We start from the raw sequence: 19,874 nt of genomic DNA on the forward strand, positions 1-19,874 counted from the left end.
GAAACCATACATTAAACGATGACGATTCAGTTTTTCGGGGCAGCCCGCACCGTAACCGGTAGCAAACACCTGATCACCACGGCCACAGGCACACAAATTCTGCTCGACTGCGGACTATTTCAGGGTATCAATACGGATGAACTGAACCAACAGTTCGGCTTCGATCCGGCACAGGTCGATTACATGGTGTTGTCACATGCGCACATTGACCACACAGGCCTGATACCCCGGCTGGTGCGTCAGGGGTTTAGCGGACCCATTTACACAACTTCGGCTACCATCGATCTGTGCGAGGTTATGCTGATGGATAGTGCCCGCATTCAGGAACGCGACCTCGAACGGGTCAATGAACGACGTCAGCGCCGGAATCAGCCCGAACTCGACGCACTTTACGATGAAGCGGACGTACAGCGGGCACTGGATCAGATGAAGCCGGTTGATTATAATGTACCATTCGCTATTTGCGACGAGGTAACTGGGCTATTAACCGATGCGGGTCACCTGCTCGGAAGCGCGTCTGTAAGCCTGACAATTCGCGAAAATGGGGCCGAAAAACAATTGTTTTTTAGTGGCGATATTGGTCGGCCCGACGACAAAATTCTTCGGTCACCCCAACCGTTTCCACAGGCTGATTACATTATCTGCGAATCAACCTACGGCGACCGTCTTCACGAAGCCGAACCCGACATGAAAGCCCATTTGTTGCGCATTGTTCAGGAAACCTGCGTGGAGAAGCGCGGTAAGCTGATCATTCCTGCCTTTGCCGTTGACCGGACCCAGGAGTTGATTTATGCGCTGGATCAATTGTCGAGCGAAGGCCGTTTGCCTAAACTGCCGGTGTATATCGACAGCCCGATGTCGGTAAAAGCGACGCAGGTAATGCGCGACCACGAAGAAGATTTTAATCCCGATATTCTGGGTTATGCCAAAAAAGATGGCGATCCATTCGATTTTCCAAACCTGCATTACGTTGCCGATGTAGAGGGGTCAAAAGCCATCAACAACAATAACGAGCCCTGCATCATTATCGCGCCATCGGGTATGGCTGAGGCTGGCCGTATCAAGCACCATATTAAAAATAACATCGAAAAGCCGAACACCACCATTTTGCTGGTCGGTTATGCCTCGCCGAATAGTCTGGGTGGGGCGCTCAAGCGGGGCGATAAGGAAGTGACTATCTTCGGTGACCGATACCATGTGACGGCTAACATCGAGATCATGGATTCGTTCTCGGCTCATGCGGACTACCGGGAGATGCTTCATTTTCTGAGTTGCCAGGACCCGACGCGCGTTAAAACGGTATTTCTGGTACACGGCGACTACGACAAGCAGGTGATCTGGAAAGGCAAACTACAGGCGGCTGGTTTCAACCACGTCGAAATACCTGATATGAAGGAAAAAGCAAGTTTATGACTATCGTCAACAGGTTGAATCAGGAGTCGTGAGCAATAAAAAACCCCGGCACTAAAAACCGGGGTTGAAAAAAATAAGAACCGGGACAGCCTTGTCAGGTAAAACGGACTCGGGAAAAGCCCCGTGTGAAGCGACGGTTCAATACGACACGATACATTTTGCCAAACTGGGCATAACACCAACTCCGAAGTTGCCTTACTTCTTTTGGAATAAGCATTTTGATAGCTTTGGCCAATTCTTTTTCGAATAATCCTTTGTCAAAACTAACCTTCTGAAGGATGGTTTTGATATACTCAAGCATGGAAAGCATGGTATGTCATTTTTGTCGGTTATGAAGCTTATGGATACTGGAAAAGGTTGACTGCTTCGTTCTAATAGGGTATATTATCCGTAACGGCTTACTTTGTGATTTGTTGCTCAAAAATAACAATGTCGATTGCAATATTCCGCATATTTTTTGTATTATTTTATTTTGCGTCTGTCGCAGGATTCAGCCAAACGGTTGAAAATGAATTGACTATTGAGTTGGGCCAAACTAATTTTCCGATTGAACGGCCTTTCACGATTTCCGTCATCATCCCAAACAGCGACACGCGCCCGTCCATTACCTTTCCGGACATTGTCGGTTTTACCAAAAAAGGGATGTCGGCTAGCGTTACGCCGAGCGAAATTGGTGGAAAAACAATTACTAATCAAGTCATTACGCAAAATTATCAGGCGCGTACTCCTGGTCGCTTCCGGGTGCCTCCCTTCAGCATAAAGGTCAACGACGAGACGGTACAGTCGGAAGGGACAATGCTGGTGGTTCGTGCGTCCGCTACGACCACTGCTCCCGTCAATGTGACGACCACCGCCCTTGTTTCGCCACCTAATGGGGCGGCTTTTTTGTCACTTCGGTCTTCGCAGTCCAGAATATATACGGGCGAAAGCATCGCGCTCACGTTGTCGTTTTTTGTGGCCGATAATTATCCGTATAAGCTGAATTTTACGGCGCTGGATAAGCAGATGCAGGCTATCACAAAAAAGATTCGTCCGGCCAATGCGTGGGAAGAAAACCTGAACATAACCGAGCTGAACCCAAACCCGGTGCTGGTGGGCGGAAAGAAATTTCGGGAGTATCGACTGTATCAATCCGTCTTTTTCCCGTTGTCGAATCAATCGCTCAAGTTGCCTGCTGTAACGCTCTGGCTAGGCAAAGAGCCGATCGTTGGTCCGCCATCGGCCAAGCCTGAAACGATCGCGTTCACCAGTAAACCCGTTACCATCGCGATTCGTCCCTTACCTGCTCACCCGCTGCGTGGTCGAGTGCCCGTGGGGTCGTTTCGGCTGGAGGAAGGCCTCGAACGGCAGCGGGTCAGCGTTGGTCAGAGTGTCCGCTACACATTTGCAGTAACGGGTGAGGGTAATATTGCTACGCTTCCGGCGCCGGAAACGCTCAGTGATACGGCTAGTATTGATGTATTTCCCCCTAAAGAACGCCACACGGTTACCAATTCAGGCGTTGACGTGACGGGCAATAAGACGTTTACGTACTTTATCGTTCCCCATCAGAATGGGGTCGTTTCGCTGGCTAATCGCTTTCAGTGGATTTATTTTAACCCCAAAACAGCCCGTTACGATACCCTGCGGCCACGGTTGCAAATGCAGGTAGGTGGTAAAGCAGACGCGGTAGCCGTCAACTCAACCGTTCAGGCGTCTTTGTCAGGAACAACCGGCGAAACCGTACCGGGAACATCGATGGGGGACTCGTTATATGCGGGTATTGAAGCAATCGATAGTACGCAGCAGCCAATGAGCATTACGGTTTTAATTCGCAGTATTGCCAATGTGTTGATTGCATTAATGCTATTAGGGATGATCTTTGTATTTTTCAAGAAATAAACGAGTGGATTTTAGCAGCTACGATTTAGATAACGGACAGTACTTATAGTCTTACGTATCTACTAACCAGTGGCTAACATCGATAAATAAGCATGAGCAGTACCTACGGAACACTATTCAAAATCTCAACCTTCGGTGAATCACATGGCCCCGGCATTGGCGTTGTTATAGATGGTTGCCCAGCCGGATTGTCGTTCGATACGGATTTTATTCAGCATGAACTGGACCGTCGCAAGCCGGGCCAGTCCAGAATTACGACCCAACGGCGGGAAGCCGACGAATTTGAGGTACTGTCGGGCGTATTTGACGGAAAGACGCAGGGAACGCCCATTGCGCTGTTGATTCGAAATACTGACCAGCGTAGTAAAGACTACGGCCACATTTCTGAGCAGTTCAGACCATCCCATGCGGATTATACCTACCAGACCAAGTACGGCTCCCGTGATTACCGGGGCGGTGGGCGGTCGTCGGCGCGCGAAACAGCTGCGCGGGTGGCTGCTGGTGCTGTAGCCAAGCTACTTTTGACGCAGCTGGGCGTTCAGGTTCGGGCGTATGTGTCGCAGGTCGGTACGCTGAAACTCGAAAAACAATATTCGGAGTTAAATCTGGCGCTGGCCGAAGAAAATGCAGTGCGCTGTCCCGATCCCGAAACGGCTGAACGCATGTTTCAGTACATCGACGAAATTCGTAAACAGGGCGACTCGATCGGGGGTGTTGTCGACTGTGTGGTGACCGGTGTTCCGGCTGGCTGGGGCGAACCCGTTTTTGATAAACTCCACGCTGAACTGGGCAAAGCGATGCTGAGTATCAACGCCGTAAAAGGATTTGAATACGGTAGTGGGTTTGCCGGCGTAGAGTTACGTGGATCACAGCATAACGACGAATTTTACACGGATGAGCACGGTCGTGTCCGGACAAAGACGAATCTATCCGGTGGTATTCAGGGGGGAATCAGCAATGGCGAAGCGATCTATTTCCGCACGGCTTTTAAACCCGTCGCGACCATCATGCAGGATCAGGACAGCGTTGATGTACATGGGCAGGCGGTGACCGTTTCGGGCAAGGGACGCCACGATCCCTGCGTAGTGCCACGGGCGGTGCCCATCGTTGAAGCGATGGCGGCCCTGGTTCTGATCGACATGTACCTGCGTAACAAGGCCGCACAGATCTGATAAGCGTAGCCAGAGGGGCTATTTTTTCTTCAGAACGGACTGCATAATGGCAAAACCCAGAAAGCCGAATCCAGCCGCCTGACCCAGAATGCCGAGCGTCAGTAAGGTTCCGGCTGCGTCTGAGTTGGTTTTTCTGGCCCATGCGCCAAGGAGCAGCAGCAGAATACCGACAAACCAGAAGCCAGCGGCCAGTAAAACGAATTTATTTTTGATCGTGACCATAGTACGATTAGCTGTCTTTTTGCTTAACGCGGTGGCGCGGTTTCAGGCAAAAACCGTGGTTTGCCGGATAAAGTTACACGATAAACGATTATTGCGAACGACGGTATACTACAGACGGGTGATGCTGGTCCTGTTTGTGAGCGTGTTGGTGCCTGTTTTGGGTAATTCTCAGCCAACGACGCGTCGCTTTTCCTTCCATCGGGGTTTGATGGGTACGCAGTTTACCGTAATTCTTTACGCGGCAGACAGCCTGAGCGCCCGGCGCGCCAATGAAGCCGTTTCGGCGAGAATGGATTCGCTCAATCAGATCATGAGCGATTACTTGGACGGTTCCGAAATCAATCGGTTATCGGCCACGAGCGGTTCCGGAAAATGGACACCCGTATCGGCGGAGTTATTTGATGTGCTGCAGAAGGCGCAGACGATCGCCAAACGCTCGCACGGACGCTTCGACCCAACAGTCGGTCCGCTATCGCAACTGTGGCGACGTGCTGTTCGTCGGAAGGAGTTTCCCACGGCAAAGGTGCTTAGAAAAGCCCGGCGGTTGGTGGGTTATCGACTGATGGAATTAGATTCGAAAAAACAGTCGGTCAGGCTTCGGCGGGCGGGCATGCGGTTGGATGTGGGTGGTATTGGTCAGGGATTTGCCATCGATGAAGCGATAAAGGTACTGCACCAACACGGTATTCGTTCGGCGTTGTTTGATATTGGGGGCGACATTCTCGTAGGTGATGCCCCGCCCGACAGACCAGAAGGCTGGCGCGTTGGCATTGGTTCAGGTAAAGCCGGAGCGATAGATACCACCTCACTATTCCTGAAGAATGCAGCCATAACCACCTCCGGCGACATGTACCGGTTTCTGGAGCACAACGGTCGGCGTTATTCGCATATTATGGACCCACGCTCTGGGCTGGGCATGCCTTATTTTGTGCAGGCTACTGTGCTGTCTCCCGACGGGTACCATGCCGACGCACTCACGAAAGTATTCAGCGTGGCTGGACTGCGTAAAAGTCGACGACTGATCAGCCGATGGCCAGGGACAAAACTATTGATCCGTGAAAACAAATCCGGTCGACTGCGCGAGTGGCGATCTGCCGATTTTCCAACTAATTGAGAATTGTCACTACTATCAATAGCGGGATAAATCTGTTTATAGATCTGTGGATTAGTCTCTGGATGCGCTCACAAGAAGTTTTGGGATAAGCCTTGTTTCGTCAAGTAGCAGGCTCTTCATTGGTGCTTTACTGAGCAACTATTGACCCAATACACATGCTAACTCCACTTCATACGGGTGTTCTGCTGGTAGGGGCAGGCCCGACGGGTCTTGCACTAGCCTGTCAACTCACTCGGCTGGGCGTTGATTTTATCCTGATCGATGCGGGAGCAGGGATCACGCCTTATTCCAAAGCCATCGGTGTACAGGCCCGTACGCTGGAAATCTACGATCAGATCGGCCTGGCTGACCCCCTGATCGAAAAAGGGATTATTGCCGAAAAAGCCAAATTAATTGAAGGCGGTGAGGTACGCGGGACGATTGAACTAGCCACGATTGGGCAGGGACAAAGCCCTCACCCTTTTCTGCTGCTGGTCGAGCAGAACCAGCATGAGCAATTACTCTATACCTTTCTGGAGGAACACGGTAACTCCGTTCAGTGGCAGACAACCCTAAAGGAATTTTCGCAAACCGATCAGCAGGTTACCGCGCATGTTGTGACGAATGGTGGCGATGAGCAGATAATCACGGCTACGTATATGGTCGGTTGCGACGGTGCTCATAGTGTTGTTCGTCGTGGACTTGGTCTGTCTTTTGCCGGAAGTACCATGGAACGTCTCTTCTATGTAGCCGATGTGGTGATCGACTGGCAGTATGACCACAATTCGGTTATGATCTGTCTGGCTAAAGCAACACTAGCGGCTTTCTTTCCACTCCCCGGCACCAACCGTTACCGGATCGTCGGTACATTTCCCGAAGGCGATCAGCACGAAGCGGGTGACATAGTATACCAGACGATTGAGCAGCAACTGAAAACCGATACCAAACTGGCCCTCGACATTACACAGGTGAATTGGTTTTCCACCTATAAAGTGCATTCCCGACGTGTCAGCGCATTTTCTGAGGGCCGTTGTTTTGTCGCGGGTGATGCTGCGCACATCCATACGCCCGCTGGTGCGCAGGGGATGAACACCGGCATTCAGGATGGGTATAATCTGGCCTGGAAATTGGCGCTCGTGCTGAAGCATCAGGCTAACGAAGGCTTGCTGGCAACGTATAACCAGGAACGTGGCGAAAATGCCAAGCATTTGCTCGATACCACTGATCGTATGTTTGAGTTTGGTGCAAGCCCTGACTGGTTTCTAACATTCTTACGCACACACATTATCCCGCATGTTGCCCATTTTGTGATGGGTCTTGATGCAGTTAAGAAGGCCGTTTTTCCGTTGATTTCACAGATAGGCATCAACTACCGATCGAGTTCGCTGAGCCGATCCAATGACGATTTTTTGAATATCAAAGCTGGGGATCGCATGCCTTATTTTCTGGTCAATGGAGAAAGTATATTCAATGTACTGCGCAACCCGAAATTTCATCTTATTCGCGTTCAGAATGAACCAGATACGAATCGGGCAGAATTAAATGAGCTACTGACGCGTAATCCTTCGCTGTTGAACTATCACCAGGTCCCGCTTTCCGCCGATGTACAGACCCTGTTTGGCACGAAGGAGTCGTTCAGTATCCTGCTCCGACCCGACAATTACATCGCACGGATCGACCAATCAGATTCGCTTACGCCGATCAGAAACTACCTGGCTGAAACGATTGGTGTTTCTCTTGGCTAAGTCAAGTCATCAGGTAAAAAGAAACGCATCCATCGCTTCTGACTATCAATTCAGGCGCGATAGATGCGTTGGCATTACATGAGAAGCGATGGTTAAACGGCTATTGTTTTACCCGGCACCGCAATCTGGTAAAGACCATTCGCATCGGGCAGGCTTTTGGGCATAGCGTCCCAGGCAAGCGTTGTCGGGAACAAATCGATTTGTGAATTCAGGGCCTCATCCCACTTCACGACTTTGCCGGAATAAGTAGCCATGCGCCCCATCAGCGCTGTCATGGTGCTTTTCGCCACCCGTTCGGCATCGGCAAATTTGTATTCGCCTTTGGCAATCGCGTCAAATAATTCGTCGTGCTCGATCTGGTACGGATTGCCATCGGCTTTGGCATTGTAACTGAAAATTGGTTGGCCGTTATAGCCCATCAGCGCACTGGTTTTCTTTTCCATTCCCTCAACCTTGCCCTTCGTGCCCAGAAACATTTCATCGACCCGGCTGTAGGTGCCTTCGTAGTGGCGGCACTGGCTGTTAATGGTCGTACCATCGGCGTAAACAAAATCGACAATGTGGTGGTCGAAAATTTCGCCATCATCTTTTCCGACGCGGACCTGCCGCCCACCCGTTCCCTGGCAGGAAACTGGATAGCTGTTCTTGACCCAGTTGGCCACGTCGATGTTGTGGACGTGCTGCTCATTAATGTGGTCACCACACAGCCAGTTGAAATAATACCAGTTACGCATCTGGTAGTCCATTTCGGTTTGATTTGGTTGGCGGGGTTTATGCCAGACGCCACCACTAATCCAGTATACCTGTCCGCCGACAATATCGCCCAACGCCCCGTCGTGAATGCGTTTGATCATCTCCCGATAGCTCGGCTGATAACGGCGCTGTAAACCGACCACTACGTTTAGTTTTTTCTTCTTGGCCTCTTCCGCAGCCGCCAAAACCCGCCGAATACCCGGTGCATCAGTAGCCACCGGTTTCTCCATAAATACCTGCTTGCCCTGCCGAACGGCTTCTTCAAAATGGCTGGGCCGAAAACCCGGAGGAGACGCCAGAATGACAACATCGGCCAACGCCATAGCCTGCTTGTACGCATCGAAACCGACGAACTTATGGTCTTCCGGTATATCTACTTTCGGTGTCCCGTCAGCGGCCTTAGCTCCGCGTGCGGTCAGCGCTTTATAGGCATCGTCCAGACGGTCGCGGAAGGCATCGGCCAGCGCGACAATCTTGACGTTTTGCTTCGTGCTTAGCGCCTGTTGCGCAGCTCCAGTGCCGCGTCCGCCACAGCCGATCAGGGCTACTTTAATCGTATCGTTTGCCGAGAAATGATACCCTGGATGTCCCGTTGCCGCTTTTGTCGTAAAGGGTAAACTGCTCAGTAAGGCGCTGCCTGTCAGCAAGCCTGAAGATTTGAGAAAATCGCGCCGGTTTGATTCGTTTGTCATTGTCGTAAGGAATATCGGTTGAGAAACTTGGATGCTTACCCACAAAAAGGCAACACAATGACAGATTTACTACAGCCTACTGCACATTCGACTTGGGACACCAAAATTTGGCTTACTTATTGCCCCTCAGTGATCTGGCCAGCAAATTTCCGAGATAAGAATCATTCATTGGCTGGCTTTGCTTTCGGATAAACGGATGGCCAAAAGGGTGTTAGCTAAAAAATTATTTGTTAATGACATGATTTAGTAGAACTAAAAGAAGACTTATCCGTATGTTTAGCACCAAAGTCGATGTGTGTAAATTCAATATCTTGTTAACCAGTAGTATATGAAAAGATTAATTACTTACTCACTATCTCTTTTGTCAATTTGCTGGTTACTATCTGCCAGTGTTATGGCGCAAACGCGCATTTCTGGTAAAATAACGGCCGAAGCGACAAAAGAAGAACTGGCGGGCATCAGCATCGCAGTCAAAGGCAAAGTTATTGGTACGATCACGGACCAGAAGGGAAACTTTTCCCTGAGTACCAACACGCCTACTCCCTTCACGATTGCCATATCGGCGGTCGGTTTCCAGCCGCAGGAATTTGCGATCACGGGCGACAAAACGGGGCTGACCATTTCGCTGAAGGAGCAGGTAACGCTGGGGCAGGAGATTATTGTATCGGCCTCACGCGTTGAGGAAAGCGTGCTTAAATCGCCCGTATCGGTTGAACGGCTGGATGTTCGGTCGTTCCAGTCTACGCCATCGGCCTCCTTTTACGATGCCTTGCAGAACGTTAAAGGTGTAGATATGAGTACCCAAAGTATAACGTTCAAATCGGTCAACGTGCGCGGATTTGGTACTAACGGGAACACACGGGTTGTGCAATTGCTCGATGGGATGGACAACCAGGCACCGGGGCTGAACTTCTCCGTTGGTAACATCGCTGGCGTATCGGAGCTGGATTTAGAAAGTGTGGAGCTGTTGCCCGGAGCAGCTTCGGCTCTGTACGGTCCGAACGCGATCAATGGCCTCCTGCTGATGACCTCGAAAAGCCCATTTCTGTATCAGGGTCTTAGTGCTTACGTGAAGGGGGGTGTCATGAACGCCAGTAACCGCTCAACGGCAACGACGCCGTTTTACGATGCGGCTTTTCGCTATGCGAAAGCATTCAATAACCGGTTGGCGTTCAAGGTCGGTGTTTCGTATCTGACGGCTAAAGACTGGCAGGCGACTGACTACCGCGATCAGAGTTTTTCAAATGGCTATACGCTCGACAACGGGACGCGGGCCAATAACGCGGGTTATGACGGTATAAATATTTACGGTGACGCCAGCGCGAACCTGTATTCGAACCTGTATGGTAATGGCCAACCCGGAACCGGTGCCGACGGAACCTCACAAGTTTTGGGGCTGATTGCGTCAACGCCCATCCCACAGGCCGGAAACAGAACGTTGCCGCAACTGACAGGACAGACACCGCAGCAGATCTTCAACGCGATCATACCGAACCTGAACATTTCGCGGACGGGCTACGCGGAGCAGGATCTGGTCAATTATAACGCAACCAATCTGAAACTGAACGGCGCATTGCACTACCGGCTGAATGATAACGTAGAAGCGATTCTGCAAGCCAACTGGGGCACGGGAACAACGGTCTATACGGGTGCCGATCGCTACTACCTGAAAGGATTCAAACTGGGTCAGTACAAACTCGAACTGAAAGGTTCCAACTTTTTCGTGCGTGCCTACACGACGCAGGAACGATCTGGCGATAGCTACGCCACGTCGACGTTGGGGCAGGGGATCAACGAGGCCTGGAGTGGCAGCGCGGCCAAATGGTTTCCGACTTATTTTGGTACGTACGCGCAAACCGCCTTCCAGGGCTATGCCGGTGCGTTCCTGCAGGCATTGGGTAGTGGCCAAACCGCAGCGGCAGCCGCAACAGCCGCTCAAACGTATGCCTCCAGTCAGCAATCGACCTGGCTCAATCTGGCTCGGGGTACAGCTGATCAGGGCCGCTTATTGCCTGGAACCGCTGGGTTTCAACAGGCTTTCGATGCGGTAACGGGAAAATCGATTCCGGGTGATGCTACGGGTGTCGGTGCGCGGTTCCTCGACAAGACGAATCTCTACCATGCGGAGGGCATGTACAACATTAATAAACTGGTTGATCCCAAGCTCGTTGAAGTGATTGTTGGGGCTAGTTTCCGGCGGTATGCCCTGAATTCGGAAGGTACATTATTTGCGCGCGACGAAAGTGGCAGGGAGTTCAACATCGATGAATATGGCGCTTATGCGCAGGCATCGAAAACCATTGCCGATGTGCTGAAACTAACGGGTTCGATCCGCTACGATAAGAACCAGAACTTCAAGGCGCAGGTGAGTCCCCGCTTATCGGCTGTATTGACGGTAGCAAAAGTTCACAACATCCGGGCTTCGTTCCAGCGTGGTTTCCGGATTCCAACGACGCAGGATCAGTACATCGATCTCAATACGCCTTCGTATCACCTCATCGGTGGTCTGCCCTTCCTGAAAGAGCGCTACGGTTTTAGCTCGAATCCCGCTTATACGCTTCAGTCGGTGCAGGCATTCGGAGCCGCGTTGCAAACCGGTGGACAGGCTGCGCTGCCACAGGCGCTTTCTTTGTTGAAACCAGTTACCAGTACCAGTTCGACCTACGACCCTGAGCGGGTAGAAACGTACGAAGTGGGCTACAAGGGGTTATTGGGCAACAAACTGTTCATCGACGCTTATTACTATTACAATCGGTTCCTTAATTTTCTGGGAAGCGAGGTCGCCGTTCAGGGTAAACAGCCGGCTACCGTGACCAATCCGGCTTCGACGCTGCAACTGATCAGTGGCTCGACCCGTACGATTTACTCGTACCCCGTCAATTCGCCTACCCAGTTGAAAAATGCGGGCTGGGCCGTTGGGCTGGATTACCTGTTGCCGGGCAACTACACGATCGGGGCCAACATATCGTCCAACTATCTGATCGATAAAGACAAGATTCCGACGGGGTTTGTGACCTTTTTCAACACACCAAAGTACCGCTATAACCTGTCGTTCGGGAATCGGAATGTGAGGGGTACTGGCATCGGGTTCAACGTTGTATGGCGGGCGCAGGAGTCGTTCCTGTGGGAGTCGAGTTTTGCCAATGCCGAAGCGACCGCTCGTCAGCAGACGATCATACCGGCTTACAGTGCGCTTGATGCCCAAATTAGCAAAAAACTGTCTGCTTTTAAGTCTATTCTGAAAGTTGGTGGTACGAACCTGACGGGTAAGCTGTACACGCAATCGTGGGGTAATCCCAGTGTTGGATCGATGTATTACATTAGCCTGACGTTCGATCAATTGATGAATTAAACTAAACGAATACGTTTTTAGCGTCGTTGCCAGACTACCGGCAACGACGCTTTTGTTTTCGGTCGATGTAGACCACGCCTACAACTTTGGCCTGTGGTTAGCCGCAATGCCTCAAAATACGGTTGGGAAATCGAACTTTTAGGCGTAGAATGACCGTTGCCTGATCGTTTGGCCGATCATTCTCTTTTCCCGTTACGCTATTGATTGATTCTACGCCTTCTGATTCATCAGAGCCCTCCGTTCCTCCTATATCGACTGGCGATTCCGCGTTGCCCCGGCGACTGACCCTGATCCAGGGGACTGCTCTGAACATGATCGATATGGTTGGTATCGGTCCGTTCGTTGTGCTGCCGCTGGTCATTAAAACCCTTGGCGGACCGTTGTTTTTATGGGCCTGGCTACTGGGTGCGTTCGTATCTGTAATCGATGCGTTTGTCTGGGCCGAACTTGGCGCTTCGTTTCCGCTGGCGGGTGGGAGCTACAATTTTCTCAAAATTTCGTACGGCGAAAAACGCTGGGGACGATTGCTGTCCTTCCTGTACGTCTGGCAAACGCTGATTCAGGCACCGCTGGTGATGGCCTCCGGGGCCATTGGATTTGCGCAGTACATGTCGTATTTGATGCCCCTGGACGAGTGGCAGCGAAAAGCCGTTTCGGGTGGGGTGGTTCTGGTGATCATTGTGTTGCTCTATCGAAAGATTGATTCAATCGGAAAAATTGGTCTGGTAATGTGGGGTGCCGTTTTGCTGACCCTCGGCTGGATCATTGTTGGCGGCTTAAGCAATGCGCGAATTCCGCTGTCGGAAACACTCGGCTCGATGGGTTCGGTTAGTGGTGGGCTACTGGCAGCTGGTCTTGGTCAGGCATCGGTCAAGACGATCTATTGCTATCTGGGTTATTATAACGTTTGCCATCTGGGTGGTGAAATGAAACGGCCAACGCGAAATATTCCCGCCAGTATGTTCATTTCCATCGCCGGTATTACGGGACTTTACCTGCTCATGAACCTCAGTGTGGTGAGCGTTGTCCCCTGGCAGGAAGCCCAGAACAGTGACTTCATTGTCAGTACGTTCGTTGAAACGCTCTACGGACCTAAAGCGGCCCAACTAGCAACGGTGCTGGTATTGCTGGTCGCTTTTTCGTCGTTGTTTGCGGTATTGCTGGGATATTCTCGGGTACCTTACGCGGCTGCGGTCGATGGGCAGTTTTTCTCCATTTTCGCCCGACTGCATCCCACGCGCCAGTTCCCCTACGTTTCGCTGCTGTTTCTGGGAGGCTTAGGATTCGTGTTTAGCTTACTCTTTCGACTTGGCGATGTCATTACGGCGATTCTGGCGATGCGTATTGTGATCCAGTTCGTTGGTCAGGCCATCGGCTTATTACTGCTCCACCGACGACGGGCTGCTTCCGAGTTTCCGTTTCGGATGCCGCTTTATCCGTTGCCCGTCCTGCTGGCTATCAGCGTGTGGCTCTTCATCTTTTTCTCAACGGGACTGACGTTCATGCTTTCGGGCTTGACCGTAATCGGGTTGGGTGCTGTTGCTTTTCTGGTCTCATCGGGTATTCGTCACCAGTGGCCCTTTGGTCGGTAATCCAACCGGCTGTCAAGGAACGACACGCATGTCGACCGCACTAACGTCATCTTCGCCGTTTAGGTTATTACCGGTGGGTGTTGCGGAACCGGGCGTCGAATCGGGGTCTGGCGTGTTGGCCGACCAGATCTGGGCTGCATTTGTCAGATAACCCACAGCAGAAGGCATGGCGGTAAAGATTATCTGGGCTGTAGACCCCGCTGCCAGTGAGTTAATCGTTCCTTCGATGATGGTGTAGTTATTGCCACTACCCACACTACTAGCCCCCGTTGGCGAATTGACGAACGACATACCCTGTAGCGTATCCCGTACCACGATAGCACCTGCCGAAATACCGCCCGCATTGGCAACTATGACAGTAAACGTTACTGGCTGACCCACGTTGGGGGTACGAGTACTCACCCGAAATTGCAGCGACAAATCGGCCTTTGCCGGATCAGGCGCTGGTTGGTTCGGGATCGTTGTCGGCAAAGGGGTTTGATTTGGATTGGGAGAGGAAAAAACGGTTGTGTTGTTGTCGTTGGTGCGAATATCAATCGTGGCTGTGTCATCCTGCCCATCACCCGTACCGGACCCCGGCTGAGAGGTAGGATCGGGCAGGCTACTCGTCAGAATCTGGGCCGAGTTGAGGTAAAGACCCGGTTGGGTTGGTTTGAGCTGGTAAACAAACGTAGCTGAAGCTCCGGTCGCAATCGATATACCGCTTCCGCCCACGGATGATCCTGAATTGATTACACCGGTTTCACCACTAACGAAGCTGAAATTGGGCGGTAGGTTGTTCTGCCAACTTATATTCGTCGCGTTATCGGGTCCGTTGTTCTGTATCGTTACCGAAAAACTGACGGGCTGATTAAGGGCAGGTGTTCGGATATCGGTCTGCATGCGCAGACTAAGATCAGCGGATGCAGCTCCTGCAACCAGTACCTGATAATCTTCGGTTTCGCCATACAGGTAGCTCCCACATGCATCGGTTGGGATCACATTGTAGGCCACAATAACGCGGATCGTCATCGGCCCTGTCGTCAGTGTGGCGGGGAGTACCAAATTGCCCGAAAACTGACCGGTTACGAGTGCGGATGTTTTGTAAAGTAACTCGTTTTTCGTCGAATCAAATAAGCCATCCCGATCCAGATCGGCCCATATCGTGACCCCTTGTTTGTACGACGATGGGAGTAACTTTGCCGTAAACGACGCTGATTGCCCGGCCAGGACCGTGCCGGAAACGACAGACCCCGCGCTATACCCACCTGCCGAACAGCCTGAGCTCTGACTTATTACCGCGCCGTTGATGACGAATCCATCCAGACCATCGCCCCCTGTACAGGCGTAGGCATTATAGGTTGGGCGACAAGGAGGTGTCGTAATGCTGCCTGTCGTACTGATTCCCTGCGTAGTGCTGTTCGAAGGGCGAATGCGGTAATAGTAGGTGGTCAGTGCGGTCGCTCTGGTGTCAGTGTAAGTAGTTCTGTTAGCGCCAACACCACCGATCGGAACGAAATTCGTGGCTGGAGCAGTAGAACGTTCAATGAAATAGCCCATCTCCGTGGAGCCGTTGTCCTGCCAGGAGATCACTACATTGCCGTTGCTGATCGTGGCGGCTACGTTAGTAGGTGCCGGAACACTGGTGGCCGGACAATCCAGCGAGTAAGCCGTATGCGTTTGACGCAGTGCCAGCCCTGCCTGCATACGCTCGTATTGCCCCGGCGTAAAATCGTGCGTGCAGGGAAAGTAATACGACATAATGTTAGATATGGAAGGCGCATACCGTTCTCCGTTCGCGTCCGTAGCCGATCCTGTATAGGTCTGACAGCCATTAATGTACGGAACATTCGCGCCGGACAAGCCATACGGGTCGGCGGGGGTATCACAAAGTTCGTCACCCGCTATTGTGCAATTGGCTCCGGCCCCACGCGTTACCAACTCCGTCGTACCGGAGCCCGAATTGCCGAATGTGTGATACAGGTTAAAACTATGACCCAGTTCGTGGGGGAGCAGTCGGTTCGCCAGGTCTATCTCATCAGATTCGTTCAGAATAAATGAGCGCGTACTATTGATGTTATTGGCAGGAAAATTAGCATAGCCCCCTAATCCGCTCTGGTTAAATCCATTGACGTAGTATTGATTCATGGCATTTAACGCATCATGCCCATTGGTAATCGTTTCGTTGTAGGCGGGAAAGCTATTGTAAAGATTGTCGTTGTCAATGTATTCGGGCGATGTGCCACAGAAATAGAACTGAATGCCACTGCCATTGAGCTGGTAATAGCTGTTCGTAATGGCGATGATATTGTTCAATTTGTCCAGTGTCAAGCCACCTGTACCATCGCTACGCCGGTAGATGTGCGGTCGAATAGGTACATAGGCAACGCCGGTCGTGGGCTGGCCCGATGCTTGTTTCTCGCTTAATGCAAAAGCTGCCTCACTAGAAAGTGCCCGGCGTTTACTATCGGTCAAATCGGGCGTGCCACAGACGGGTGGATCAGTTACCGGAGCGCGCTGAGCCAACGAAAAAAAAGGGAGCATGCCACTTAAAAATGCTACCAGAACTCGTATGTAAAACGCCATTTTTGGAGAAACGCTACGAAAGAAAGTACTATATCTGTAGTGAAATTCAGTGGTTGCTTCGTCCAGAGCAACAACCGGGACTATCTGTTAATGTGTATACAAACGTCTGAGAATGGATAGCTTCGTGAGTCGCTGCCGGAAAGGTCTTCTAAAATACAGAGAAGGATTTGTATTGCCGACATCGTACGGATTAACCCATCACGTTATTGGCAATAAAAACTTTCAACGGCACACTACTTCAGAGCTTCAAATAAAATTTCGGCCGGATGCTTTGCCTTACGGGCCGTTCCGTCTTTGATCTGGTGGCGGCACGATGTTCCGGGGGCTGCAATAATTACGTCGTCGGGTTGCTGGCGAACGGTCGGGAAGAGAACCAGTTCCCCAATTTGCATCGAAATGTCGTAGTGTTCGGCTTCGTAGCCAAACGAACCCGCCATGCCACAGCAGCCCGACGGAATCAGTTGTGTCGTATAGTTCGCCGGTAAGGACAAAGCTTTTTTGCCCGGCACCAGCGAAGAAACTGCTTTTTGCTGACAGTGGCCGTGCAGTTTAATGAGTTTCGTCTCGGTCGTGAAACTGTCCGGACGTATACGCCCTGCGTCAGCTTCACGGGCGATAAATTCTTCAAACGTCAACGCATGTTGGGCCAGCTGTTTGGCGTCTGCCACCATCGATTCATCGACCAGATCAGGGTACTCATCACGAAAGGTTAGAATCGCCGACGGTTCCATACCTACCAGGGGCATTTCAGAGGTAATAATATCTTTCAGTACCTTGACGTTATGCTCAGCCAGGGTCTTAGCGTATTTAAGCATCCCTTTCGACAGGGCCGCGCGACCGCTCTCGCCGTGATTCGGGATAACGACCTCGTAGCCAAGCCGTTCAAACAGTTGGATGGCTTTCTGGCCAACTTCAACGTCGTTGTAATTTGTGAATTCGTCGCAGAACAGGAATAGTTTCTGGCCGTTTTTGGCTGATTTCTGTGCGTTGCTTTTGTGATCGTAAGCCCAGTTTTTCAGGGTCGTGTTGCTGAGCAATGGCATCGTCCGGTCGGGGTGGAAGCCGACTACCCGGTTCGCGATGCGCCGAAGCGAAGGGGTGCCCAGTACACCGTTCCAGGCCCAGGGCACAAAAGCGGCAATACTGGATAGCCGGGCGAAATTAGCGATCAGCCGCGATCGAATCGGGATACCATTCGTGTCGTAGTATTGCTGCAAAAACTCGGCTTTGAGTTTGGCTACGTCTACGTTCGAAGGACACTCGTTTTTGCAACCCTTGCAGGAAAGGCAGAGGTCATATACCTCCTTGATTTCTTTATGATCGAAGCGGTTTTCCTTCGGTGAACGCGTCAGCATCTCACGTAGGATGTTCGCCCGGGCCCGCGTCGTGTCTTTTTCATTGCGCGTAGCCATGTAGCTGGGACACATGGTTCCACCAGAGGCCTGCGTTTTTCGGCAGTCGCCCGACCCATTGCACTGCTCGGCATGCTGCAGTACATTCTGATCCTTGTAGCGAAAATACGTCTTGAATTCCGGCGTTTGCTGCCCCGCTTCGTACCGCAGAAAGGTATCCATGGGGGGCGTTTCAATGATTTTGCCGGGATTGAAAATGCCCTGTGGGTCCCACGTATGCTTGATCTGACGCATCAACTCGTAGTTGTGCGGGCCAACCATCTGCGGAATAAACTCGCCCCTTAACCGCCCGTCGCCATGTTCACCCGATAGCGACCCATCGTACTTTTTGACCAGCGTGGCAATTTCTTCGGCAATCATCCGGTACTGACGGTGACCTTCTTCCGTTTTGAGATTGATGATTGGCCGAAGGTGCAGTTCACCAGATCCCGCATGAGCATAGTGTACCGAATGCATATTGTGCTTCTTGAGAATCCCGTTGAAGTCACGAATGTAATCGGGTAGATCATGGACATCGACCGCCGTATCTTCGATAACCGCCACTGCTTTCTCATCGCCGGGCAGGTTACCCAGCAGACCGAGACCGGCTTTGCGAAGTGTCCATATTTTCTTGGTGTCCTCGCCAAATAGTAATGGATAGTGATAGCCCAAATTGGCCGCCCGCAGTTCGGCTTCCAGGTCGGCGGCTAACAACTCGATTTCGGCGCGGGTATCGCGCGACAGATCAACGACGAGAATAATCGGGAAATGATCACTCGGCGTTTTCTGGACAAAAAAGCTGTTTTTTCGCTGCTCAGGGTTTGTATCGGCCCGTTCCAGAATAATGTCATCGATCAGCTCGACGGCATAGGGTTTGTAATTCAGCGCCACCAGCGTTGTCCGCAGTGCTTCGTCGATCGAATGGCAGTGAATACAAACCAGTCCACTTTCTTTCGGGGGAAGGGGGACAATATTGAGTTTGATTTCGGTCAGAAAACAAAGTGTCCCTTCGGAGCCGGTAATGAACTTGGCCAGATTGAACGGCTCCCCATTCGTAGTGAACGGTTCCATGTCGAGCAACGCATCCAGCGCGTAACCCGTGTTTCGGCGTTCGATGGTCTTCTTGGGGAAGTTTCGCCGAATTTCTTCCTGATTGGCAGGATCAGACAGGATCGTATTTGCCTGAAGAAGAATTCGATCGGCCAGCGTTGCCGAACCATTCTTACGGCTCGCTTCACTCACCAGTTTCGTAAAATCCCAGCCGCTCACCCCCCCAAATTCAACCTCTGACCCATCCGCCAGCAGGGCTTTGACGGACAGCGTATGCTCGCGCGTAGCCCGGTAAACAACGGAGTTCGATCCGCAGGAATTGTTCCCGACCATACCGCCAATCATGGCGCGGTTCGCCGTGGAGGTTTCGGGTCCGAAAAACAGGCCGTATGGTTTAAGAAACTGGTTCAATTCGTCGCGGACAACACCTGGCTGTACGCGTACCCAACGCTCTTCGGGGTTGATTTCCAGAATCTTCGTAAAATGCTTTGACACATCGACAACGATACCGCTTCCAACAACTTGGCCTGCCAGCGACGTTCCGGCCGTACGGGGTATAAGTGATGTATTATGCTGACGGGCAAAAGCAATCAGCGTCTTCAAATCATCAATCGTTTTGGGAATCGCAACCGCAGCGGGCATCTCACGGTAGGCCGATGCATCCGTGGCATAAAGTGTCCGATACGTACTGTCATCGTAGACATCACCGGCGAGCTGATTGCCTAAATGCCGTATAACTTCTGAATCCATAATACTAAACCAGTGGCGTTACCAGAATTTAGACAAAATTAGTCCTTAATACGCCAAAATTAGTAGTATAAGGCAACGAATTTAGAAAACAAAATCATCACGGAAATTTCATAATTAGTTAATGCCGATCAGCCAACAGATCACTGAAAATCAATACTATGACTTGTTTTGTTCGTATCAGACAGTATGATTAATCAAATAGT

The 19,874-nt window shown here is 51.3% G+C and carries 12 protein-coding genes; 7 read left to right on the forward strand and 5 right to left on the reverse strand.

Going from position 1 to position 19,874, the window contains the following annotated elements; all coding sequences use genetic code 11:
* Positions 1–18 precede the first annotated feature (18 nt).
* On the forward strand, positions 19–1,413 hold the full coding sequence (locus GK091_RS02065) for an MBL fold metallo-hydrolase RNA specificity domain-containing protein (protein ID WP_164034965.1): 1,395 nt from the start codon (positions 19–21) through the stop codon (positions 1,411–1,413).
* A gap of 94 nt (positions 1,414–1,507) precedes the next feature.
* Here the strand turns inward: GK091_RS02065 and GK091_RS29520 are convergent, their stop codons facing one another.
* On the reverse strand, positions 1,508–1,723 hold the full coding sequence (locus GK091_RS29520) for a hypothetical protein (RefSeq protein WP_246202119.1): 216 nt from the start codon (positions 1,721–1,723) through the stop codon (positions 1,508–1,510).
* A gap of 119 nt (positions 1,724–1,842) precedes the next feature.
* Between GK091_RS29520 and GK091_RS02070 the strand changes: the two genes are divergently transcribed.
* Both GK091_RS02070 and aroC read left to right on the forward strand, forming a co-directional pair.
* The gene (locus GK091_RS02070; protein ID WP_164034966.1) at positions 1,843–3,294 is read left to right on the forward strand and encodes a BatD family protein; all 1,452 of its coding nucleotides are present in this window, start codon (positions 1,843–1,845) and stop codon (positions 3,292–3,294) included.
* A gap of 92 nt (positions 3,295–3,386) precedes the next feature.
* On the forward strand, positions 3,387–4,466 hold the full coding sequence (aroC, locus tag GK091_RS02075) for a chorismate synthase (protein ID WP_164034967.1): 1,080 nt from the start codon (positions 3,387–3,389) through the stop codon (positions 4,464–4,466).
* A gap of 18 nt (positions 4,467–4,484) precedes the next feature.
* On the opposite strand, the gene GK091_RS02080 is transcribed toward aroC, so the two are convergent.
* Positions 4,485–4,688, reverse strand: coding sequence for a hypothetical protein (locus GK091_RS02080; RefSeq protein ID WP_164034968.1), 204 nt, complete (start codon positions 4,686–4,688; stop codon positions 4,485–4,487).
* Between GK091_RS02080 and GK091_RS02085 the strand changes: the two genes are divergently transcribed.
* Positions 4,681–5,802 carry an FAD:protein FMN transferase gene (locus GK091_RS02085; protein ID WP_317166263.1) on the forward strand — a complete coding sequence of 374 codons (1,122 nt, stop codon included), beginning with the start codon at positions 4,681–4,683 and terminating at the stop codon, positions 5,800–5,802. The genes GK091_RS02080 and GK091_RS02085 overlap by 8 nt on opposite strands.
* Before the next feature lie 155 nt (positions 5,803–5,957).
* Positions 5,958–7,526, forward strand: a complete 1,569-nt coding sequence (locus GK091_RS02090) for an FAD-dependent monooxygenase (RefSeq protein WP_164034969.1) — start codon at positions 5,958–5,960, stop codon at positions 7,524–7,526.
* Positions 7,527–7,618: 92 nt separating this feature from the next.
* Here GK091_RS02090 and GK091_RS02095 read toward each other — a convergent pair whose 3' ends face one another.
* Complete coding sequence (locus tag GK091_RS02095; protein ID WP_164034970.1) at positions 7,619–8,971, reverse strand: Gfo/Idh/MocA family protein; 1,353 nt, start codon at positions 8,969–8,971, stop codon at positions 7,619–7,621.
* A gap of 328 nt (positions 8,972–9,299) precedes the next feature.
* Here GK091_RS02095 and GK091_RS02100 point away from each other — a divergent pair, with 328 nt between their 5' ends.
* Positions 9,300–12,323, forward strand: a complete 3,024-nt coding sequence (locus GK091_RS02100) for a TonB-dependent receptor (RefSeq protein WP_164034971.1) — start codon at positions 9,300–9,302, stop codon at positions 12,321–12,323.
* Between the two features lie 200 nt (positions 12,324–12,523).
* Entirely contained in the window at positions 12,524–13,915 is a 1,392-nt protein-coding gene (locus GK091_RS02105; RefSeq protein WP_170312618.1) for an APC family permease, read from the forward strand.
* A gap of 12 nt (positions 13,916–13,927) precedes the next feature.
* On the opposite strand, the gene GK091_RS02110 is transcribed toward GK091_RS02105, so the two are convergent.
* Positions 13,928–16,438 carry a GEVED domain-containing protein gene (locus GK091_RS02110; protein ID WP_246202120.1) on the reverse strand — a complete coding sequence of 837 codons (2,511 nt, stop codon included), beginning with the start codon at positions 16,436–16,438 and terminating at the stop codon, positions 13,928–13,930.
* Between the two features lie 275 nt (positions 16,439–16,713).
* Positions 16,714–19,671 (reverse strand): FAD-binding and (Fe-S)-binding domain-containing protein, encoded by a 2,958-nt coding sequence (locus GK091_RS02115; RefSeq protein WP_164034973.1) that lies wholly within the window; start codon positions 19,669–19,671, stop codon positions 16,714–16,716.
* Positions 19,672–19,874 lie beyond the last annotated feature (203 nt).

It is taken from the genome of Spirosoma agri (assembly GCF_010747415.1).
GTDB classification, from domain to species: Bacteria; Bacteroidota; Bacteroidia; order Cytophagales; family Spirosomataceae; genus Spirosoma; species Spirosoma agri.